Source organism: Micromonospora echinofusca (assembly GCF_017614955.1).
GTDB lineage: Bacteria > Actinomycetota > Actinomycetes > Mycobacteriales > Micromonosporaceae > Micromonospora > Micromonospora echinofusca_A.
Window position 1 is genome coordinate 34,788 of sequence record NZ_WVUH01000006.1, and the last position, 19,047, is coordinate 53,834.

Consider the following 19,047-nt stretch of genomic DNA (forward strand, 5'->3'; position numbering starts at 1 on the left):
GGCGCGTTGCGAACGACCGGCTTGGAGCGGTCGCTCCGCGAGGCACGGCCATCTCCCGCTGGACTGCCACTGGTTCACCACCACTTCTCGTCATCGCCAGCCGTCGTCGCGACGGGCCGCCGGCACCCGGCAACGGCTGGACGCGGGCTGCTGAGTCGGAGCGAGCGTCTGCCGAGCCGGGGATCAGCGTCGTCGAAGACGCCTCGAGCGTCGCTGCGCCGATGACGTGACGCGGGTGCGACGGCGCTCGCCATACAGCTCGGTCTGGGCTGAAGCGATCTGTTCGGCCTTCTGCACCGGCTCGGTCAGCAGGTCCGCCTCAACGCTGACCGGCCCGCGAGCTTGGCCGTCGCGGTCGGCGAGGTGGTGATCGCGCCAGACTCGGCCTACCGCAGCGCGCACGCCGGCCATGGGCACTCCGCGAAACGTCGCGGCACCTTTGAGGTAGGCGGTCCAGTGTTTCTGGGTGGCGGTGGTCGCGGCGGTGTCGTGGGCGGTGATCAGGTCGGCGGTCGCCGCGGTCATTTACGCCTCGGTCATGGCTATGAGAGTAGTGCGGGCATGGCCCGGGCCAGGTTGTCCCATACGGCGACGGGTGCGGCGAAGCCGGGGTCGGTGCGGTAGACCTCGGCGGTCCGCGGCGATCGTGGCTGCTCGGTGGCTGCTCGGACGTCGGGGAACTGACGCGGACGTACCGCTACGCACGCGGATTCGACGGGAAGCGCGATGCCCGCCGGTCCATCGACGGTCGAGAATGACATGCCCCTGCAGGGCTTGGACCGGCGGGGACGCACCCGAGCTCGGGCGGACTGGGAGGGTTGCGGTCGGACCAGTTTCGTGTAGAGTGCTATTTGTGGGAGTGTGCGATTCGAGCCCCTGACTACGGATCAGAAGGTTAGGGGTTCGAGTCCCTTCGGGCGCGCAAGATCAAGAGGGCCGTGAACTGCGGAAACGCAGTTCACGGCCCTCTTGCTTTTCGTCCCCTGTGGACGGTTGGGTGCTCGGTGGGTGCTCGTGCGACGAGCATCCCTCACGTCCGGGTCTGTCCCGCAGGCGTGTGTCCTGGTCCGGGTGGGTCTTGATCATGGTTCGGCCGGTCGGGCCCAGCGGTTGACCCTTGTGCGTCGCGGGGTGGTGCGAGGGTGCGTTGGACCTTGCGGGGTAGGGGCGGTTAGCGGGTCTGGCTGGCCTGTCCTGCGGCGATGTGTCGTCGTTGGTGGGACAGGTTGGTGTGGTGGTGTCCGCCGGGGTGGCTGTCGGGGTCGGTGTGGACGGTGGCGCTGGTCAGTCTGGGTACGGTGTGGGTGAGTTGGTGTTCGGCGTCAGCGGCGATCTCGTGTGCGGAGATGAGGCTGAGGTTGGCGTCGACGACGAGGTCGGCTTCGGCGTGGAGGCGGTGGCCGATCCAGCGCAGTCGTATCGCGGTGACGTCTTGGACGCCGTTGACGGCGCGGAGGGTGGTTTCGGCCTGGTCGACGAGGTCAGGGTCGATGGCGTCCATGAGTCGGCGGTAGACCTCGCGGGCGGCGTCTTTGAGGACGAAGGTGATGGCCACGGCGATGGCCAGGCCGACGACGGGGTCGGCCCAGCGCCAGCCGAGGGCGGCGCCACCGGCGGCGGCGAGGACGGCGAGGGAGGTGTAGCCGTCGGTGCGGGCGTGCAGGCCGTCGGCGACGAGGGCTGCGGAGCCGATCCGGCGCCCGACGCGGATGCGGTATCGGGCGACCATCTCGTTGCCGGCGAACCCGACGAGGCCGGCAGCGGCGACCCAGGGGAGGTGGGTCACCTCGGTGGGCCGTAGGAGCCGGTCGAGGGCGGTCCAGCCGGCGGCGACGGCGGAGCCGGCGATGACGACCACGATGACGATGCCGGCGAGGTCTTCGGCGCGGCCGTAGCCGTAGGTGTAGGCGCGGGTGGCGGCGCGGCGGCCGAGCAGGAACGCGATGCCCAGCGGGACGGCGGTGAGGGCGTCGGCGACATTGTGCAGGGTGTCGCCGAGTAGTGCGACGGAGCCGGACATCACGACGATGACCGCTTGGGCCAGGGCGGTGATGCCGAGGCCGACCAGCGAGATCCACAGGGCGCGCAGGCCGTCACGGGAGGATTCCAGCGCAGGGTCGATCTTGGCCCGGGAGTCGTGGGAGTGCGGGACGACGGCGTGGGTCAGCCGGTGCCACCAGCCGGGCAGCCGCCCATCGTGGTCGTGGTGATCGTCCGGGTGGCCGTGGTCGTCTTCGTGCCCGTGGTGGTGTGTGTGGTTGTTCACCCGTTCCCCCAGGTCTGGCGGTCGCATCGACGCTGTTCCGGTGACGGCGGCGATAATATGTGCTCATGTACGCACGCGACAATGTTGCAGGTGCCAGTGACCTGCAACAACGACTCCCTGGCGGTCCGGAGGTCGCGGCGGCCACGGACATGCTGCGGATGCTGGCCGACCCCACCCGGCTGCGGCTGATGTGGCTGCTCAGCGAGGGCGAGTACGACGTGACCGCCCTGGTGACGGCGCTGGGAACGGCCCGGCCGGCGGTGTCACAGCACCTGGGCAAGCTGCGGCTGGCCGGGCTGGTCAGCGTCCGGCGCGACGGCCGGCGGGCGGTGTATCAGGCCCGGGGCGGGCACGTACGCCGACTGGTAACCGAGGTGCTGCACGCGGCGTCGCACCGGGTCACCGGCACGCCCGTGCACGACTGATCGGGGCGGCTATTCGATGTGCTGGGAGTGGGGGTCGGCGAACCAGCCACGGGTGAACCGGCCGACCGCGTCGATGTCGACGGCACCGCACCCGGCGGTCTGGTAGGCGTGCACAGCCTTGAGCGCCTTCGTCTGCCCGGGGACGGGGCCACCGACGACCCGACCGACGGCGGGGTCGGTGACGAACGTACGCACCTGGGCGAGCTGGTCGGCGGCGAGATCGGGCCGGTAGGTGACGATGCCGAAACCGGCGCCGATGACATGCCCGGACGAGGTGGCCGGCACGGTCTCTCCGGGTTCGATGAACCGCTCCATCGGCTGCCCGCCCCCGAACGGGAAGCTCTCCGTGCGGTCCCGGACCGTGCAGGCGCCCACCGCAGGATCGGCCCGTACCGGCCGTAGCACCTCACCCGGGGAGGTGAGAGCCAGGACCGACGCGGCCACGACACCGGCGGCCACGAGGACCCCGTGGGACAGGCGTGGGTCACGCAGCTTCGGCAGGTAGTGGCTGAGTACGTCACCGAGCATGAACATGCCGACCACGGCGATGAGCTGCCCGATCTCCACTCCGACGTTGAAGGCCAGCACCCGGGGGATCACGCCGTCCGAGGGCAGGCCCAGATCCTGAAGCCGGGTCGACAGGCCCAGGCCGTGGACCAGGCCGAAGCCGAGCACTACGGCGGCGAACCACGTCCAGTCCTTCGGCCGGCCCCGCAGTCCGACCACGCCGACGAAGACCAGGCTCAACGCCACCACCACGTCGACCAGCACCGGGTTGATGTGCCAGTCCGCGACGGTCGCGGTGAACAAAGTGACACTGTGCCCGAGCGCGAACAGCGAGATCAGCTTCGCCGCCCGCCGCACCTGCCCGGCCAACAGCAGGACCCCGCCGACGAACGCCAGATGATCCCAACCGGCCAGCATGTGCTTGGTACCCAGCCACACGAACCCGCCGACCGTGTCGCTGGACCCACCGACCCCGTGCGCGAAGACCGCCTGCGCTGATCCGAACAGCGTGATCACCAGCGCGGCGCCGACGACCGCACCCCGTCGCACCGTAGCCGGCATCCGCGCCGCCCTCCCTGTGACCTGTGGTGAAACAAGCGCGAAAGCCTGCCCCGTCCCCTGATAGTCGCTTCCGACGCCCCTTCAGTTCCCAACCCGGCGGCCTCTGTCCCAACCTCGTGCAGAGACGCCGATTTACTGGCGATGTGGCTTGGCCCCGGTGTGGCATGCACGCCGACCCGCCTGTCGGGAGAGATCATTTGAGGCAGATGTCGCCGCCGACGTGCACCACCGTGACTCGTGCCAGGAACTTCACGTCAGATGCTCGGTGAGGCGTTGGGCGAGTTCCTCGGGTGTGATGGTTTCGATGCCCAGGGCCTGGGCCCTGGTGGGTTTGCTGCCGGCGTTCTCTCCGGCGACGACGAGGTGGGTGCTGGTGGAGACGCTGAAGGATGCGCGTCCTCCCGTTTTGGTGATCAGCTCGGTCATCTCGGTTCGGGACAGGTGTGAGAGGGGGCCGGTCTGGTTGGCGTTGCGGTCGTTGCCGGACTGAGTCCGCCGGTCGAAGCCCTTGAGGGCGGTCGGGCTGGTCGGGTTCGTCGGGACGGCCGAGTGGATCCGGGCCTTCGCGTCCTGGGTCATCGGGGGAACGGTCCCGGGGCGGGTGCGCCGGGTGCGGGGCTACGAGACCCTGAGCCGGGGACGAGTTCCTACCACTTCCTGATGTTCGCGTTCCGCGTGCGGAGGCTGGCGCTTGCGGCTCGGTCGGGTGCGCGCCCGGGCGACCGTGGCCGCCATGTTCGGTACCCTTCCGCAGCCCACGACGCAGCCCTTGAGCCAGGGCCCCGCTACGGAGCAGGCACTGCTGCAACCTGGTGACCCGGCGGCGACAGGGTGGTCAGTGCGCCGGGCTGGGCTCCTCAGGCGGGCGTCGGGCGGCGTGACGGGCGTCGGCCAGAGCGACACCGAGCAGCGTGAGCGTGGCCACGACGGCAGCGGCCAACGGCGGGGCACGATGCAGGGGTACGGCCGCTGCCGTCAGGACGGCGATGGCGACGACCCGGCGGATCGACAGCCGGTTGAACACGATCCGCTCCAGGCGGATGCGGCCGTAGAGGAACAGGGCCGGACCGCCGAGGATCACCACTAGCCACACCGGTGCCGGCCGGCCACCGGCGTGTTCGATGACGATCTCGTAGCCGACGGCGGTGGCGACGATGCCGATGACCATGACGACGTGGGAGATGCCGGTGGCGCGGCCGGCGGCCAGGCGGTTCCCGGCGGCGGCGACCGCGTCGGCGAGGACCTGGCCGGAGCGGTAGAAGTAGATCCGCCACAGCAGCACCGTCGACAGGTACGCCACCACCAGTGCCGCCCACGTACCGGCGGTGGCCGGCAGGTCGGTGAAGCTGATGCCCACCGCCAGGACGGTTTCCCCGAGGGCGATCAGCAGGAGTTGCTGGTAGCGCTCGGGGAGGTGGTGGCCGCTGTCCATCGCCCATGGGCTGATGACCGGCCGGGCCCGGCCGGGTACCGGCCAGCGCAGTTGCGCGGCGACGATGTCCACCGTCACGGCGATTCCCCACAGGGCGGCCCGGGTGCCGCCGTTGACCAGTGCACCGGTGATCCAGATGACCGCCCCGATCGCGCTCCACAGTGCCGACCGGGCGTAGAGGCCCCGCAGGGCGTGCCCGTGCAGGCTGGGTAGCAGGACCAGCGGCCGGGTGCAGTGCAGGATCACGTACGGCAGTACGAACGCCCAGCCCCGGCCGGTGAACGCGTACGGCAGGGACGATGCCATGACCAGCAGACCGAACGCGCTGGCCAGGACGATCCATTGGATCTTGTGGCGACGGGGATCGAACCAGCTGGTGATGTGCGCGGTGGTGATCCACAACCAGAGCAGTGGCATGGCCAGCACCAGCAGGTACGCCAGTGACCGCCACTGGGTCACCGGGTCGCCGGCGGTGGCGTCCTGCACTACTCGACGGACCACCCCGGACAGGGCGAACACCAGCACGAGATCGACGAAGAGTTCGAGGAAGTTCGCCTGCCGCACGTCCTCGCGACGTTCCAGCAGGTCCCGGCCGCCGTCTCTTCGAAGCCCCATGCCACCCATGCTCGTCCTGCGACACCGTTTCGATGCCGGGTTGGACGCGGTCCATCCGGAGGAAGCCATCCGGCGCCCCGCCCGGGTCCGTTGTCGGGGGTCGGCTGTGGGAAGGCACGCTTCTCCGGACCTGCTGTGGCAGATGGCGCCATGGCGGCATCATCTCTGCGCCAATATGGCTTCCCTGTGGTGCCATCAGTGTGCCAGAATGATGCCATGGACTTGACCTCGTATGTGAGCAACCTCGGGCGTGAGTTCGCCACGCTTGCAGAAGTCGGCGGGGAGGAGGCGCGTGCGCTGGTCGAGCGTCTGACCGGGTCGCTCGAATCGGCGATCCGGATGGCGATGCTGGATGCGCTGTCGGCCGCTGCCGACGAGATCACCCGGGACCTGGCTCCGGGCTCCGTGGAACTGCGCCTCCGCGGACGCGATCCGGACTTCGTCGTCAACCTGCCGCCCGCCGAGCCGCCCCGCGCGGCCGAGGGTGCTGCCCTGATGGTCGACGGTACGCCGGAGACGGACCTGTCGTTCGCCGAGGACGGCCCGGTCGCCCGGATCAACGTACGCCTACCCGAGCAGCTCAAGGCTGCGATCGAGGAAGCTGCGGGCAAGGAGGGGCGCTCGGTCAACGCCTGGCTGGTCCGGGCGGCGGCTGCCGCCGTGCAGCGCTCCGATCGCGATCAGCGCCCCGAGCCGCGCGGCAGCGGGAAACGCAGCCAGCAGAGCTTCACCGGCTGGGTGCGTTAAGCCGCACCGCACCTTTCGTCCACCGCACCTTCCGCCCACCGCGTCCCCGACCTGCGGGGACGGCTCACCTACCCATGATGTGGGGACAACCATGCCAAAATTCGAGACGCCCGAGCCGATCTCCGTCATCCTCGAACTCCGCGTCGGCGACGTGCGGATCACCGGGAGCGACCGGACCGCCACCGTCGTCGAGGTCCGTCCGAGCGATCCAGCGGACGAGTCCGACGTGAAAGCCGCTCAGCAGGTACGGGTCGACTACACCAACGGCACACTCCGGGTCACCGGCCCGAAGGCGCGCGCCCTCGACTTCTCCCGCAGGACCAGGTCGGTCGACGTGTCGATCGAACTGCCCAGCGGCTCCCAGGTCTCCGCCCAGATGCAGGTGGGCGACGTCCGCTGTACCGGTCGGCTCGGCGCGTGCCGGCTGAGGACCTCCGCCGGCAACGTCTGGCTCGAACGGACGGGCCCGCTGCGCCTGTCCACCGGGGCCGGCCACGTCACCGCCGACAGCGTCGCCGGCAACGCCGAGATCTCCACCGGCACCGGCAAGATCCAGATCGGCGAGGTCGAGGGCGCCGCGGTGGTCAGGAACTCCAACGGCGAGACCTCGATCGACTCGGTCACCGGCGACGTGCGGGTACGCGCGGCCAGCGGCGACATCCGGGTCGAGCGGGCCGGCGCCGGTGTCGACGCGAAGACGTCCAGCGGCAGCATCCACCTCGGCGAGGTGACCCGTGGCTCGGTCGTGCTCGGCACCTCGATGGGCGACCTGGAGATCGGCATCGCCGAGGGCACCGCCGCCTGGCTGGAGGTGAACACCGGATTCGGGCAGGTACGCAACCTGATGGAGAACGCTGCCCGCCCCGACGGGACCAGCGAGACCGTCGAGGTATGTGGCCGTACCTCCTACGGCGACATCACCATCCGTCGATCCTGATCCACTCCGCAACGGAGAAGGGAAGCCATGACCAGCACGCAATCCCGGCCGGCGATTGCCGTGACCGGGCTACGGAAGTCGTTCGGCGACCACGTCGTACTCGACGGTCTCGATCTGCACGTGCCCCGGGGAACGGTCTTCTCGCTGCTCGGCGCGAACGGCGCGGGGAAGACCACCACGGTCCGGATTCTGTCCACCCTGGTGGCAGCCGACGCCGGTGAGGTCCGGGTCGCCGGGCACGACCTCGCCCGCGAACCGGACGCGGTACGGGCCGCGATCGGTGTCACCGGCCAGTTCTCGGCGCTGGACAACCTGCTCACCGGCGAGGAGAACCTGCTGCTGATGGCGGATCTGCACCACCTCGGCCGGCGCGAGGGCCGGCGGCGTACCGCCCGACTGCTTGAGGAGTTCGACCTGACCGAGGCGGCCCGGAAGCCGGCATCGACCTACTCCGGGGGCATGCGGCGGCGGCTCGACCTGGCGATGACCCTGGTCGGCAGCCCGCAAGTGATCTTCCTCGACGAGCCGACCACCGGGCTGGACCCGCGCAGCCGGCGGAACATGTGGCAGCTGGTCCGGGACCTGGTGGCCGGTGGCGTCACCATCTTCCTGACCACCCAGTACCTGGAGGAAGCCGACGAACTGGCGGACCGGATCGCGGTCCTCGACCATGGCCGGGTGGTCGCCGAGGGAACGGCGGAGGAACTGAAGCGCCGCATTCCCGGCGGGCACGTCCGCCTGCGGTTCGCCGACCCGCAGGGCCTCGACGCGGCCGTACGGGTGCTGGGGCAGGCCACGCCCGACCACGACGCGCTCGCCCTGCGGGTACCCAGCGACGGCAGCCTGCGCTCGCTCCGGACCCTGATCGGCCGGCTCGACGACGGGGCCGTCGAGGTCGACGAACTGTCCGTGCACACCCCCGATCTCGACGACGTCTTCCTCGCCCTCACCGGCGACTCCTCCGACGGGAAGGTCACCACCCGATGAGCACCCCGGCCCTCACCGGCGCGACGCCGGCAGGTCTCCGCCTCCATCCGCTACGCGACTCGGCGACGATGCTGCGCCGCAACCTCAGGCGCATGCTGCGGTACCCGTCGATGACCGTGACGCTCGTCGGGATGCCGGTCGTCTTCCTGCTGCTGTTCGTCTACGTACTCGGCGGCACGCTCGGCGCCGGGCTCAGCGGGGCGGCGCAGGTCGGCGCGGCCGGCGGGCGCGCGGCGTACGCCAACTACGTGACGCCCGCGATCATCCTGATGACCGTGACGGCCACGGTCCAGGGAACGGCGATCTCGATCGCCATGGACATGACCGAGGGCATCATCAGCCGGTTCCGGACGATGAACATCGCCCGCGTCTCGGTACTGACCGGACACGTCCTGGGCAGCATGATCCAGGCGGTGTTCAGCCTGGTGGCCGTGATCGGCGTGGCGCTGCTGGTCGGCTTCCGACCCACCGCGTCGCCGGGTGCGTGGCTGGCCACGGCCGGTTTCCTGGCGGCGGTCACCTTTGCGCTCGTCTGGTTGTCCGTCGCGCTCGGTCAGGTGAGCGGGAGCGTCGAGACCGCGAGCAACCTGCCCATGCCGCTCGTCCTGCTGCCCTTCCTCGGCAGCGGGTTCGTCCCCACCGACTCGATGCCGGCCGGTCTGCGCTGGTTCGCCGAGTACCAGCCGTTCACGCCGATCATCGAGACCCTGCGCGGCCTGCTGACCGGCGGGCCGATCGGGAACAACGCGTGGATCTCGCTCGCCTGGTGTGCGGCCATCGCGCTCGGCGGGTACCTCTGGTCGAGGCGACTGTTCAACCGTGAGCCGGCGCGCTGATCCTGGCGGCGAGCGGAGCGGGCAGCGGGTAGACGTGCTCGACGGGCAGGTGGCCCGCTGCCGCCTGCCCGTCGCCGGCCCGCAGCAGTTCCCGGATGCGGTGCACGGTGGGCGTGACGTCGGTGACGGCGACCACCCAGTCGTCGACGTACCGGTCGACGGCCTCGCCGGACAACCCCACCTGAAGTGACCGGTACGGCAGCGCCGTCAGATGCAGTGACCGTTCCGGATCCCACTGCACCCGCACCGGGCTGGTCTTCAGCATCCGCGACCAGGTTGCCCTGTCGCCGTGCAGGTCACGGTCGTAGTGGCTGAGACAGGCACGCGCCAGCGCCCACTCGAACCCCTCCCGGGTGATGTCGATCGCCAGCACGTGCTCCTGTCCCGGCTTCGTCGCCCAGCCGCAGCGGTACATCATCCACAGGAACGAAGGCTTGATCCAGGTCATCCGGTCCCGCTTGAAGGGGGCCACGAACCGACCGGCGGCCACCGCCGGCCGCGCAATCTGCGGTGAGTACGCCTGGTACACGGTGATGGTGTCGGCCGAGTAGTGGGCGCGGACCTGACGGGCGGGGACGGTCACCCTCCGATCCTCGCCGACCGGACCCCGCGTGATCCAACGAGATTCCATCTCCCACCGGATCCCACCTCTCCCACCGCGGTGACCGGGTGCGGCACTGACGGGTCGGCGTCAGCCGCTGGCGGTTCCGTCCACTCAGGTCGATGATCGAACCCGTGACCCGGTCCACGACCACAGAGGAGCCACCGGCATGACCGCGCCGACCATCACTCCCGTCGACGCCGCGCTCGTCGCGGTCCGCGCCGAACTGGGCCGGGTCGACAACAAGGCGACCGCACTCATGGGTTTCGCCGGAGCCGGACTCTCCGGTGGTCTCGCGGTTCTCGGCTCCGGGCGGCTCGGCGGGGCCGCTACCGTCTCCGCCTGGGTGGGTATCGCCGCGCTGCTCCTGGGGGTGATCCTGCTCGGCCTCGCCATGCGGCCCCGGCTGAGTGTCGGGTGGGGTTTCATGGCCTGGGCGGGTCAGGAGCCGGCGGAGGTGCTCCAGGTGCTCGGTGCCGAGGAGGCCCAGCGTGCCGCGCACGAGCTGTGCACCCTGTCTCGATCGGTGCTCGCGAAGTACCGGCGGGTCCAGGCGGGCATGGCGTTCCTCGGGCTCGCGCTGATCGACGCGGTGGTCACCGCTGCACTGGTCTGACGACTGCGGTTCCCGGAGGGCGACCCGCTACGACCGGGCGGAGACCACCGTGCCCTGGGCGATCGCGCACAGCGTCTCCTCGCCGTCCTGTACCGCGAAGATCTCGCACTGGCAGACCGCCTGGCGCTTTCCGACGTGCGTCGCGACGGACCGGCCGACCAGGGTGCTCCCGACGGCCGGCCGCAGGTAGTTGATTTTGAACTCGGAGGTCAGCGCGTTGCCGCCGAGCGCGAGCCCACCGGCGAAGGTGATCGAGTTGTCGGCGAGATAGCTGATCACACCGCCGTGGACGTACCCGTGCTGCTGCTTCAGTTGGTCGGTGATGGGTACGGTCAGTTCCGCGCTGTCGGGGCCCACGTTGGTGAGCCTGGCGCCGATGTACCGGCTGAACGGCTGCCCGTCGAACACGTCGTGCGCGAACTGCTCAAGGCCCATCCGTTCCTCCGATTGTCCCGGGCCTGACAGTGGCCGCGTTGACAGGATGTGCACATCGGCGATAATCAGTGAAGTTGCTACTCTCCGCACGGATTCTAACAGGGTCCACCGATCTGTCGAGTACCGGTCGATCCGGTTGCTGTCACCTCGTCCACCGGCCCGACGACCATCACGTTACCGAAAGCATTTCGTCCGCAGAGCAGTCCATACTGGATCTAAGGAACATTACCGATGAACCACCAGGAACAGGTAGACATTCTGAAGGGCCTACTGGCGCTGCGCGAACAGGGGCGCGATCAGGAAATGCTCGGTAGGGTCGTCCGGGTTCCGGTGCGCAACTATACCGACCCGCACATCCTCGACCGTGAACTCGCGAGCGTGTTCACCGACCACCCGCTGGTGGCGGGCCACGTCTCGAACGTCCCGGAGCCCGGTTCGTACCTGCTGAGCGACTGGAACCGCATCCCCTACGTGGTGACCCGCGACCGGCAGGGCCGACTGCGGGCCTTTCTCAACCAGTGCCGGCACCGGGGTGCCCGGCTGGTCAAGGGCGACGAGAAGCAGCTCAAGGCATTCGTGTGCCCGTTCCACAACTGGGTGTACGACCTGGACGGTTCGTTGCGGGCCATCACCCGGCAGGAGGACTTCCCGGGGGTCGACGCGGCCGAGTACGGCCTGAAGGAACTGCCCGTCGCGGAGGCGGGCGGGCTGATCTGGATCCACCCGGACCCCGACGGCACCCTCGACCTGCGATCGTACCTGGGCAGGATGCTGGACGACCTGGTGGAATTCGACATCGAGAAACTCGTGCGGTACCGCAAGACCAAGGTGGTCAAGAACGCCAACTGGAAGTTGCTGATCAAAACCTACCTTGAGGGTTACCACGTTCCGTACCTGCACCGGACCACGCTGTCGAAGGCTTTTCGGAAAGGCGTACTGGCCCATTTCGAGGACGGACCGCACATCCGAATGTCCGCCGCCCGGTCGAACATCGACGAGATCCTGGAAACCGACCCCGAATCGTGGCGGATCCTCGATTACGCGTCCGTCTACTACGTGCTGTTCCCGAACACGTTCTTCATCATGCATCCGGACTACGTCTCGATCAACATCTTCTACCCGTTGGCACCGGACCGCACGATCTGGACCCACGAGATGCTGTACCGGAAGGACGACTTCCCGGGGGAGGAGGGCGAGGCCGCACTCGCCAAACGTTTCGACTTCACCAACGACGTCGTGTTCGACGGCGAGGATTTCGCAGTCGCCGAGGACGTCCAGGAGAACCTCCGGTACGGCGCCAACGACTTCCACACCCTCGGTCTCGCGGAGGGGCTGCTCGCCATGTTCCAGCAGAGCATCGACGACCGCCTGCGCTGATCCGGACGGCGGCCGTGCCCGGACACACGTGAGGCCCGCTCTCCCCGACCGGGGACAGCGGGCCTCAGGCGCTGATCAGGTGAGGTCAGCAGCCACCGGCAACGGTGACCACGATGCTCAGCACGCACCACGGGGTGCTCGGCGACTCCTCGTCGCCGTGCTGGTCGAACGTGAGCTCCTCGGCGTCGGTGTAGGCCTGGTAGCCGTCGATCAGCTGCTCGTCAGCCATCGGGATCTCCTTCTTCGGAATTGTCGCCCCAGGTTCGGGGGCAGGGAGATCCTGTGAGCCGGCCGTCGAGCGGAACAAGGGCGATGGCCGGATGGCGACAACGGTAGGCATGATGGCGTCACCGAATGCGCGGTGCCCCGTCACCGGCAATACGTTCCCGGGCATGCTGGCAAAGGTGGAGCCGCGCCCCTCGTCCCTGTCCGACTTCCCGGAAGTGAATGAGTTTCTGATCGAACTCGGTCTGGGTCAGCTGGACCCGGACGGGGTACGCGCCCGCACCGGCCGGAACACCAACTGGCTGGGGCACACGAGCACGGGCGCAGCCGTGTTCGTCAAACGACTCGACGGCGACCCGACCGACGCGAAGCGCCGGTACGCCCGGATCGTCGACCTCGACGCGCGGGCCCCCGGCATCTCCGGCGCGCTGCGGTTCCCCACCCTGCTGGGCGCCGACGCGGACCGGCGGCTGGTCGTGTTCGAGTGGCTCGAAGACGCACGCTCCGCCGCCGAACTGGCCGCCGACGGACACTTCGACGAGGACCTCTGCCACCGGGCCGGACGTGCGGTGGGGGAGCTGCACCGCAGCGGCGACGCCCTCGACCGGTCGTCGCATCCACTGCCCCCGACGTCGGTCCTGCGGGCCATGCCGCTGGCGATGTTCCAGCAGGCGCGGGGCCCGGAGCTCAGGTTCTGGCGGATCCTCCAGCAGGACGACCAGCTCGTTGCGGCGCTCGACCGGCTCAGGGCGGCCGAACAGACCTCCTCGCCGGGCCGGCCGTGCCACTGTGACCTGCGGTTCGACCAGTTCCTGCGCGACGGTGACCTGCTCTACCTGCTTGACGGTGAGGAGTTCCGGATGGCCGACCCGGCACGTGACGTCGGGTCGTTCGCGGGTGAATGGCTGCACACCGCGATCCGGCAGGTCAACGCCGACCTCGGGGAACAGGGCCGGCTCACCCACGATCAGGTCGTCGCCCGGGGCACCGCCGAGATCGCGCGGGTCCGCCCGCTGGTGACCAGCTTCTGGACGGGCTACCGGGACAGCGGGGTACCGGTCGATCCGACCCTCGCGGAACGCGCCACGGCGTACGCCGGATGGCATCTGCTCGACCGACTGCTCGCCGCCGCCAGCGCCCGGCCCCGGCTCCGCGCGGTGGACCTGGCGGCGGCGGGAGTGGGGCGTACCGCACTGCTGAGCCCGGCGTCGTTCATCGGCACCCTCGGCCTCGCCGACTGAGGAGGCCGCAGCGGACGCCGACCGCCGGCCGGAGACCGGAGACCGGAGACCGCCGACCCGAGACCGCCAGTCGCCAGCCGCTGACCCGAGACCGCGACCGGTCCCGGACACGACGAAACGGCCCGTTGTCCCACCGGGACAACGGGCCGGAAACTCGCTATGTCAGCAGCCGAGTGCCCAGGTGAAGGCGATACTCACCGGAGTGGTCGGGAACTCGCTGTCACTGTTCTCGTCGAAATCGAGCTCTTCGGCGTCGGTGTAGGACTGGTATCCGTCCACCAGGATCTCGTCGGTCATCGGGTGCTCCATTCCGCAGATCGGGATGACCGCCATCGTGGTGAGGGCTGCGGCACCGGACAATGACGGTGGCACGAGACGGCCACCGGTTCGCAGCTAGGTGCCAGCCCGGTTCGCCCGAGACGATCATGCGCCTAGCGTCGCCGGGGTGATGGTCGCGGAGAGTTCCACCGTCGTACCGGAGTCGCCGGTCGACGACACGTTGCTGGCGGCCCTGACGTCGGTCGGGGTGGTGTCGGCCGCCCGGGTCTACGTCGGCGACGAACTGGTCGAGGCAGCCGGTCCCCGGGCACTGGTCCCCGCGCTCGGTGCCGCCCTCTACTCGGCGCTGCACGTCGGCAGGGCGTACGACGGTTCCATCCGGCCGACCCTGCGGGACCTGCCCCTGGAGGGCCGGCTCGCCGCAGCCCTGCCGCACCGGCGTACCCCCGTCCGCGCCCCGGTGGTCGAGGACGGGAACGACGACTGTGTCGTCGAACTGTCGGGCGTACGGGTGCGGGTACCCGCCGGCCGGGTCGGCGCCCGGGACGACGACGGGACGGCGACGGTCTCCCTCGACGCGGCCCGTCCCACCCTGTCCCCGGGGTTCTACCTGTGCGACGGATCTGCCGGCTCGATCACCGGCGCCGGGCCGATCCTCCGGCTCTACCTGCACCTGGCGACGGCCGACCACGCACCCGGGGCGCTGGCCGCCGGGCTCGGGGTGCTGGAGTCCCGACAGGTGCCGTACCGCGCGAAGATCCTCTCGCTCCCCGGCTCGTACCCCCGCCGCGACGCCATGGTCGTCTACCTGGAGCAACCGGCCTGGCCGGTGCTCGACGACCTGGTCGAGGCGCTCTCCGGCGTGCCCGGCCTGGTCGACGAGACGTCCCCGTTCGCCCGTCGGGTCGCCCCGGGGATCGCGGTCGCCTGGGACCCGGCGGACGGCCGGCCGGGAATGCGGGCGCTGAGCTTCGGGGAACACCGGGCCCGGATGACCGCCGAAGCCGTGGTCGACCACGCGGTACGCGGCATCCCCCTCGCCGAGGCCGTCGCAGCCGCCTTCCTCCGGGGCGGCGCGGACCCCGCAGCCCCGTTCCGGAACACCACGTCCCCCCGACTGCCCTGGCCGGACCGGCCGTGAAGGTCTCCGTCCTCTACCCCGGCCAGCCCGAGTCCCCGTCGGCCGTCGCGCCGTACGCCCGGTTCGTCGGCCAGGGCGGCGCGACCCGGCTCTGGCTGGGCCAGTCGCTGCGTACCGAGCCGCACCAGGTGGCCGCCTACCTGGCCGGCGCCGGCTCGGCGGTACCCGTCGGCACCTCGGTGACCCTGATGCCGCTGCGCGGTGCGTACGAGGCGGCGTTGCAGGCGAGGTCGGTGGCCGCGCTGACCGGCCATCCCTACGTGGCCGGCTTCGGCGCGTCGACCCCCGACGTGGTGCGGGCGCTGACCGGCCGGCCGTACGACCGGCCGGCCTCGACCCTCGGCGGGTACCTGACCACCATCCGCAGCCTGCTGCGCGACGAAACCGTGCACGGCCTGCGACTCGCCCCGCTGCGGCACCCCGGGGTCGAGGTCGGCGCCGGTGTGCTCCGGCCCGGGATGGCCCGGGTGGCGGGGGCCACCGCGGACGTCGCCGTCACCTGGATGACCTCACCGGACTATCTCCGCACGGTGGTCGTACCGGCACTGCGGGCCGGGGCGGGCGACGAGCGGCCGGTACCCCGGATCGTCACCGTCGTGCACGTCGCCACCGGCAGACCCGACCGGAACCCGGCACGGCTCGCGTACCTGGCCGCCGGCCAGCACCTGCGGGCCGCCCACTACGTCGACATGCTGTGCCGCGCCGGGCTGTCCGTGTCGACCGCCGACCCGAAGGGCGGTGCGCGGGCGCTGGTCGGGTCGGGGCTGTTCGCGTACGCCACCCCGGACGGGATCGTCGAGCGGCTGGCCGGGTACGCCGCCGCCGGTGTCGACGAGGTGGTCCTCAACCCGTGCGGGGTGCTGCTGGCCGAGGGCGAGCAGGCCGCCGTCGACGATCTCGCGGCGATCCTCACCGCATGGAAGGCGTAGGGAACGTGTCCGGTACCCCCGAATTCCCGGAGTTCGCCGGCCGGCGGCTCCTCGTCGTGGTCAGTGGTGCGGTCTCCGCCGCCTTCCTGCCGGGCTGGCTCAACTGGCTCCGCCTCGGGTACCCGGACCTGACCGTCCAGGCCGTGGCGACCCGCAGCGCCCAGCAGTTCGTCACGCTCGGCACGTTGAGCACGTGCACCGGACGGCCGGCGATGTCGGACGAGTGGCCCGAACAGCTCACCGGTGGCGCACCCCACGTCGAGTTGGCCGAGTGGGCCGACTCGATCATCGTCTACCCGGCCTGCCTGAACTTCCTCGCCCGACTGGCCCTCGGCCTCGCTGACACCCCGGCGATGCTCGCCCTCCAGTGTGCGCCGGCACCGGTCGCGCTGGCCCCGGCCCTGCCGCCACACGGACTGGAGAGTCCGGCGTACCGCAGCCACCGGGCCGCCCTGGAACAGCGCCCGAACGTCGTGATCGCACCCCCCGACAGGGGGCTCAGTGCCTCCACCGGACGCCTCGACGCGTCCGTCGCCGCGCCGATGCCCACGGTGGTCCGGCTGCTGGAGCAACGCCGACGGGCGCTGATGCCGACATGACCGCCGCCCCCACCCTGCACCGCTTCGCGACGTCGTTGCTGGCGATCTCGGTACGGCGCACCCCGGACGGCTACCTCTGGGTCCGGGAGCCCGGCCCGTCGTACCGGCCGCCGACCCCGGTGCCGGACGGACTCCTCGACCGGGTGGGCCGGCTGCACCCGGCGATCCGCACCCCCGCGACGGACGGTCGCGCCTTCCACTACCCGACCGCCGGCCCGTTCTCGGCGGCGATGCTGCTCTCGGCGCTCCGGGCCGACCCCGTGCGGGTGCCGACCGATCCCGTGCGGGTGCCGACCGACCACACCGAGCCGGACAACCCTTCGCGGGTCGCGCCGGCCCGCCCCCTCAGGGCGACGGCCGGGCCGGACCGGCGCGCGCTGCTCGCCGACGGGCTGCGCGCGGCGGGCGCCGCCCTCGCCGCCCTGCACCGCCATCCGCTCCCCGCCCAGGTGGTCGACGAGCATCCCGGCCCCGCACGGCTGGGCCGCTGGTTGGCCGGAAACCCGGACCCGGCCACGCCCGTCGGACGGCTGCGCGCGGAGGCGTACCCCCGGCTCGGCGCGGCCCGCTGGGCGCGGCTGGACGCCGCGCTGCGTGCCCTGACCGCCGTGGCGGGCGGCGACCGGCCCGCCCTCCTGCACGGCGCGGCCAGCCTCTCCGTGATCGTCCCGCAGTCACGGGGTCGGAGCGTGCTGTTGACCGGGGAGGCGTTCGCACGCGGACCTTGGTGGCTGGACCTCGGATGGCTGGTCGCGGAGCTGCACGAGGTGCGGGCCGCCGCCGCCGTCGGCCTGCCGGCGGCGCCCGACGGTGACCTGGACGACCTGCACCGGGCCCTCGTCGAGGGGTACGGCCGGCCGGTCGACCCCGACGTCGTCGCGGTGCTCGCGGCGGCACGGGTGCTGACCCACGCCCACGACTTCGCCGCCTACGTGGGGTGGCACGACCAGCTCCTCGACTACCTCGACATCACCGCCGACCTCGTGGACCGGCTACCCGGAGGTGCCTGAGATGCCCAGCTATCGGCCGGAGGTGCCTGAGATGCCCGGCTGTCCGCCGGAGGTGCCTGAGATGCCCGGCTATCCGGCGGCGCCCCGCGCCGACGTGGTGGACGTGCTGCACGGCCATCACGTCGCCGACCCGTACCGCTGGCTGGAGGATGCCACGAGCCCGGCGAGCCGGGAGTGGATCGCCGCCCAGGAGGCCCTGTTCCGGTCGTACGCCGACCGGCTGCCCGACGTCGAAGCCTTCCGGGAACGGCTGTCCGCCCTGGAGTCGGTGGGCATGGTCGGCCCGCCCAGCACCCACGGCGGCCGGCAGTTCTTCATGCGTCGGGAACCCGGCCAGGAGCACATGGTCCTGCACGTGGCGGAGGCCGACGGCAGCCGGCGGGTACTGCTCGACCCGGTGGCCCTGGACCCGTCCGGTCGGACGGTCGTCGACGTCTGGCAGGTGTCCCCGGACGGCGCCCGGCTCACCTACCTGCTCTCGGTCGGTGGCACCGAGGAGTCGGTGCTGTACGTCATGGACGTCGCGACGGGCGGCACCGTCGACGGTCCCATCGACCGGTGCCGTAACTCGACGATCGCCTGGGTACCCGACTCCAGCGCCTTCTACTACGTCCGCCGGCTGCCGCCCGGAGCGGTACCGGCCGACGAGACCCAGTACCACCGGCGTATCTACCTGCACGTCGTGGGCAAGAGCGCGGACGACGACGTACTGGTCTTCGGTGCCGGCCGGGACAGGGCGACCCACTATCGGGTGCAGTCCGAGCGGGGCTGGCTCACCGTCTCGGCCACCCGGGGCCGGCAACCCGGCAACGACCTCTGGGTGGCCGACCTGACCACCGCCCCCTGGGACGCCCCCGCGTTCCAGCCCGTCCAGGAGGGCGTACCGGCCAGTACCTCGCTGCGGGTCGGTGTCGACGGACGCGCCTACCTGCTGACCGCCCGGGACGCCCCCCGGGGGCGGGTCGTCGTCACCGGGCTGCGCGATCCCGGGTACGACAACTGGCGGGAAATCGTCCCGGAGGACCCGTACGCCGTACTCGCCGACGTGGCGGTGCTGGACGGCGCCCTCGTCGTCGCCTGGCGGCGGGACGGGGCCAGCGAACTGACCCTGCACGACCGGCGGACCGGTGTCCGGCTCGGCGCCGTGGACCTGCCCGGGGTGGGTACCGTCGGCGGGTTGAGCGCGCACGGTGACACCCTGTCGTTCGCGTACACCGACCTGACCACCCCGCTGTGTGCGCTGCGCTTCGACCGGGTCACCGGGCGGACCGGGGTCCTCGC

The 19,047-nt window shown here is 70.9% G+C and carries 22 protein-coding genes; 13 read left to right on the plus strand and 9 right to left on the minus strand.

Annotation, left to right across the window (positions count from 1 at the left end; genetic code table 11):
• Window positions 1-183: 183 nt before the first annotated feature.
• On the minus strand, window positions 184-525 hold the full coding sequence (locus GSF22_RS02055) for a hypothetical protein (RefSeq protein WP_208810976.1): 342 nt from the start codon (window positions 523-525) through the stop codon (window positions 184-186).
• 646 nt (window positions 526-1,171) lie between these two features.
• Complete coding sequence (locus tag GSF22_RS02060) at window positions 1,172-2,266, minus strand: cation diffusion facilitator family transporter (RefSeq protein WP_307803676.1); 1,095 nt, start codon at window positions 2,264-2,266, stop codon at window positions 1,172-1,174.
• Window positions 2,267-2,331: 65 nt separating this feature from the next.
• Here GSF22_RS02060 and GSF22_RS02065 point away from each other — a divergent pair, with 65 nt between their 5' ends.
• A complete protein-coding gene (locus tag GSF22_RS02065) occupies window positions 2,332-2,691 on the plus strand; it encodes an ArsR/SmtB family transcription factor (protein WP_208810978.1) in 360 nt (119 codons plus the stop codon).
• Between the two features lie 9 nt (window positions 2,692-2,700).
• Here GSF22_RS02065 and GSF22_RS02070 read toward each other — a convergent pair whose 3' ends face one another.
• The 3 genes from GSF22_RS02070 to GSF22_RS02080 form a co-directional block, all read right to left on the minus strand.
• Complete coding sequence (locus GSF22_RS02070; RefSeq protein WP_208810979.1) at window positions 2,701-3,759, minus strand: HupE/UreJ family protein; 1,059 nt, start codon at window positions 3,757-3,759, stop codon at window positions 2,701-2,703.
• A gap of 249 nt (window positions 3,760-4,008) precedes the next feature.
• Window positions 4,009-4,338 (minus strand): BRCT domain-containing protein, encoded by a 330-nt coding sequence (locus GSF22_RS02075; RefSeq protein ID WP_208810980.1) that lies wholly within the window; start codon window positions 4,336-4,338, stop codon window positions 4,009-4,011.
• Between the two features lie 256 nt (window positions 4,339-4,594).
• Window positions 4,595-5,806 (minus strand): low temperature requirement protein A, encoded by a 1,212-nt coding sequence (locus GSF22_RS02080; RefSeq protein ID WP_208810981.1) that lies wholly within the window; start codon window positions 5,804-5,806, stop codon window positions 4,595-4,597.
• Between the two features lie 216 nt (window positions 5,807-6,022).
• Between GSF22_RS02080 and GSF22_RS02085 the strand changes: the two genes are divergently transcribed.
• The 4 genes from GSF22_RS02085 (at window position 6,023) to GSF22_RS02100 (ending at window position 9,313) form a co-directional block, all read left to right on the plus strand.
• Window positions 6,023-6,553 (plus strand): ribbon-helix-helix protein, CopG family, encoded by a 531-nt coding sequence (locus GSF22_RS02085; RefSeq protein ID WP_208810982.1) that lies wholly within the window; start codon window positions 6,023-6,025, stop codon window positions 6,551-6,553.
• Window positions 6,554-6,644: 91 nt separating this feature from the next.
• Window positions 6,645-7,490 carry a DUF4097 family beta strand repeat-containing protein gene (locus GSF22_RS02090; RefSeq protein ID WP_208810983.1) on the plus strand — a complete coding sequence of 282 codons (846 nt, stop codon included), beginning with the start codon at window positions 6,645-6,647 and terminating at the stop codon, window positions 7,488-7,490.
• Window positions 7,491-7,517: 27 nt separating this feature from the next.
• Window positions 7,518-8,477, plus strand: coding sequence for an ATP-binding cassette domain-containing protein (locus GSF22_RS02095; RefSeq protein WP_208810984.1), 960 nt, complete (start codon window positions 7,518-7,520; stop codon window positions 8,475-8,477).
• The gene (locus GSF22_RS02100; protein ID WP_208810985.1) at window positions 8,474-9,313 is read left to right on the plus strand and encodes an ABC transporter permease; all 840 of its coding nucleotides are present in this window, start codon (window positions 8,474-8,476) and stop codon (window positions 9,311-9,313) included. The genes GSF22_RS02095 and GSF22_RS02100 overlap by 4 nt, the downstream gene beginning before the upstream one ends.
• Here the strand turns inward: GSF22_RS02100 and GSF22_RS02105 are convergent.
• Window positions 9,291-9,896, minus strand: a complete 606-nt coding sequence (locus GSF22_RS02105) for a DUF4291 domain-containing protein (RefSeq protein ID WP_208810986.1) — start codon at window positions 9,894-9,896, stop codon at window positions 9,291-9,293. The genes GSF22_RS02100 and GSF22_RS02105 overlap by 23 nt on opposite strands.
• 187 nt (window positions 9,897-10,083) lie before the next feature.
• Here GSF22_RS02105 and GSF22_RS02110 point away from each other — a divergent pair, with 187 nt between their 5' ends.
• Entirely contained in the window at window positions 10,084-10,530 is a 447-nt protein-coding gene (locus GSF22_RS02110) for a Pycsar system effector family protein (protein ID WP_208810987.1), read from the plus strand.
• Window positions 10,531-10,557: 27 nt separating this feature from the next.
• Here the strand turns inward: GSF22_RS02110 and GSF22_RS02115 are convergent, their stop codons facing one another.
• Window positions 10,558-10,965 (minus strand): PaaI family thioesterase, encoded by a 408-nt coding sequence (locus tag GSF22_RS02115; protein WP_208810988.1) that lies wholly within the window; start codon window positions 10,963-10,965, stop codon window positions 10,558-10,560.
• Between the two features lie 330 nt (window positions 10,966-11,295).
• On the opposite strand from GSF22_RS02115, the gene GSF22_RS02120 reads away from it, so the two are divergent.
• Window positions 11,296-12,342 carry an aromatic ring-hydroxylating oxygenase subunit alpha gene (locus GSF22_RS02120; RefSeq protein WP_208810989.1) on the plus strand — a complete coding sequence of 349 codons (1,047 nt, stop codon included), beginning with the start codon at window positions 11,296-11,298 and terminating at the stop codon, window positions 12,340-12,342.
• Between the two features lie 85 nt (window positions 12,343-12,427).
• Here the strand turns inward: GSF22_RS02120 and GSF22_RS02125 are convergent, their stop codons facing one another.
• Complete coding sequence (locus GSF22_RS02125) at window positions 12,428-12,571, minus strand: LxmA leader domain family RiPP (RefSeq protein WP_208810990.1); 144 nt, start codon at window positions 12,569-12,571, stop codon at window positions 12,428-12,430.
• A gap of 163 nt (window positions 12,572-12,734) precedes the next feature.
• On the opposite strand from GSF22_RS02125, the gene lxmK reads away from it, so the two are divergent.
• Window positions 12,735-13,808 carry a class V lanthionine synthetase subunit LxmK gene (gene lxmK, locus GSF22_RS02130; RefSeq protein WP_208810991.1) on the plus strand — a complete coding sequence of 358 codons (1,074 nt, stop codon included), beginning with the start codon at window positions 12,735-12,737 and terminating at the stop codon, window positions 13,806-13,808.
• Window positions 13,809-13,970: 162 nt separating this feature from the next.
• On the opposite strand, the gene GSF22_RS02135 is transcribed toward lxmK, so the two are convergent.
• The gene (locus GSF22_RS02135; protein WP_208810992.1) at window positions 13,971-14,105 is read right to left on the minus strand and encodes an LxmA leader domain family RiPP; all 135 of its coding nucleotides are present in this window, start codon (window positions 14,103-14,105) and stop codon (window positions 13,971-13,973) included.
• A gap of 151 nt (window positions 14,106-14,256) precedes the next feature.
• Here GSF22_RS02135 and GSF22_RS02140 point away from each other — a divergent pair, with 151 nt between their 5' ends.
• The 5 genes from GSF22_RS02140 to GSF22_RS02160 form a co-directional block, all read left to right on the plus strand.
• Window positions 14,257-15,228, plus strand: a complete 972-nt coding sequence (locus GSF22_RS02140; protein ID WP_244365825.1) for a T3SS effector HopA1 family protein — start codon at window positions 14,257-14,259, stop codon at window positions 15,226-15,228.
• Complete coding sequence (locus GSF22_RS02145; RefSeq protein WP_307803678.1) at window positions 15,225-16,157, plus strand: LLM class flavin-dependent oxidoreductase; 933 nt, start codon at window positions 15,225-15,227, stop codon at window positions 16,155-16,157. The genes GSF22_RS02140 and GSF22_RS02145 overlap by 4 nt, the downstream gene beginning before the upstream one ends.
• Complete coding sequence (locus GSF22_RS02150; protein ID WP_208810994.1) at window positions 16,145-16,756, plus strand: flavoprotein; 612 nt, start codon at window positions 16,145-16,147, stop codon at window positions 16,754-16,756. The genes GSF22_RS02145 and GSF22_RS02150 overlap by 13 nt, the downstream gene beginning before the upstream one ends.
• Window positions 16,753-17,766, plus strand: a complete 1,014-nt coding sequence (locus GSF22_RS02155) for a hypothetical protein (protein ID WP_208810995.1) — start codon at window positions 16,753-16,755, stop codon at window positions 17,764-17,766. Before GSF22_RS02150 ends, GSF22_RS02155 begins: the two co-directional genes overlap by 4 nt.
• A gap of 61 nt (window positions 17,767-17,827) precedes the next feature.
• Window positions 17,828-19,047: hypothetical protein (locus GSF22_RS02160; RefSeq protein WP_208810996.1), on the plus strand; the 1,220-nt coding region annotated here is incomplete at its 3' end.

What these genes read in the sequence shown, in the direction of transcription:
- GSF22_RS02055 (WP_208810976.1), bottom strand. Translation starts at nt 525, where the DNA reads ATGACCGCGGCGACCGCCGACCTGATCACCGCCCACGACACCGCCGCG.
- GSF22_RS02080 (WP_208810981.1), bottom strand. Translation starts at nt 5,806, where the DNA reads ATGGGGCTTCGAAGAGACGGCGGCCGGGACCTGCTGGAACGTCGCGAG.
- GSF22_RS02140 (WP_244365825.1), top strand. Translation starts at nt 14,257, where the DNA reads ATGGTCGCGGAGAGTTCCACCGTCGTACCGGAGTCGCCGGTCGACGAC.
- GSF22_RS02125 (WP_208810990.1), bottom strand. Translation starts at nt 12,571, where the DNA reads ATGGCTGACGAGCAGCTGATCGACGGCTACCAGGCCTACACCGACGCC.
- GSF22_RS02115 (WP_208810988.1), bottom strand. Translation starts at nt 10,965, where the DNA reads ATGGGCCTTGAGCAGTTCGCGCACGACGTGTTCGACGGGCAGCCGTTC.
- GSF22_RS02070 (WP_208810979.1), bottom strand. Translation starts at nt 3,759, where the DNA reads ATGCCGGCTACGGTGCGACGGGGTGCGGTCGTCGGCGCCGCGCTGGTG.
- GSF22_RS02090 (WP_208810983.1), top strand. Translation starts at nt 6,645, where the DNA reads ATGCCAAAATTCGAGACGCCCGAGCCGATCTCCGTCATCCTCGAACTC.
- GSF22_RS02100 (WP_208810985.1), top strand. Translation starts at nt 8,474, where the DNA reads ATGAGCACCCCGGCCCTCACCGGCGCGACGCCGGCAGGTCTCCGCCTC.
- GSF22_RS02135 (WP_208810992.1), bottom strand. Translation starts at nt 14,105, where the DNA reads ATGACCGACGAGATCCTGGTGGACGGATACCAGTCCTACACCGACGCC.
- GSF22_RS02150 (WP_208810994.1), top strand. Translation starts at nt 16,145, where the DNA reads ATGGAAGGCGTAGGGAACGTGTCCGGTACCCCCGAATTCCCGGAGTTC.
- GSF22_RS02085 (WP_208810982.1), top strand. Translation starts at nt 6,023, where the DNA reads ATGGACTTGACCTCGTATGTGAGCAACCTCGGGCGTGAGTTCGCCACG.
- GSF22_RS02110 (WP_208810987.1), top strand. Translation starts at nt 10,084, where the DNA reads ATGACCGCGCCGACCATCACTCCCGTCGACGCCGCGCTCGTCGCGGTC.
- GSF22_RS02095 (WP_208810984.1), top strand. Translation starts at nt 7,518, where the DNA reads ATGACCAGCACGCAATCCCGGCCGGCGATTGCCGTGACCGGGCTACGG.
- GSF22_RS02075 (WP_208810980.1), bottom strand. Translation starts at nt 4,338, where the DNA reads ATGACCCAGGACGCGAAGGCCCGGATCCACTCGGCCGTCCCGACGAAC.
- lxmK (WP_208810991.1), top strand. Translation starts at nt 12,735, where the DNA reads ATGCTGGCAAAGGTGGAGCCGCGCCCCTCGTCCCTGTCCGACTTCCCG.
- GSF22_RS02065 (WP_208810978.1), top strand. Translation starts at nt 2,332, where the DNA reads ATGTACGCACGCGACAATGTTGCAGGTGCCAGTGACCTGCAACAACGA.
- GSF22_RS02155 (WP_208810995.1), top strand. Translation starts at nt 16,753, where the DNA reads ATGACCGCCGCCCCCACCCTGCACCGCTTCGCGACGTCGTTGCTGGCG.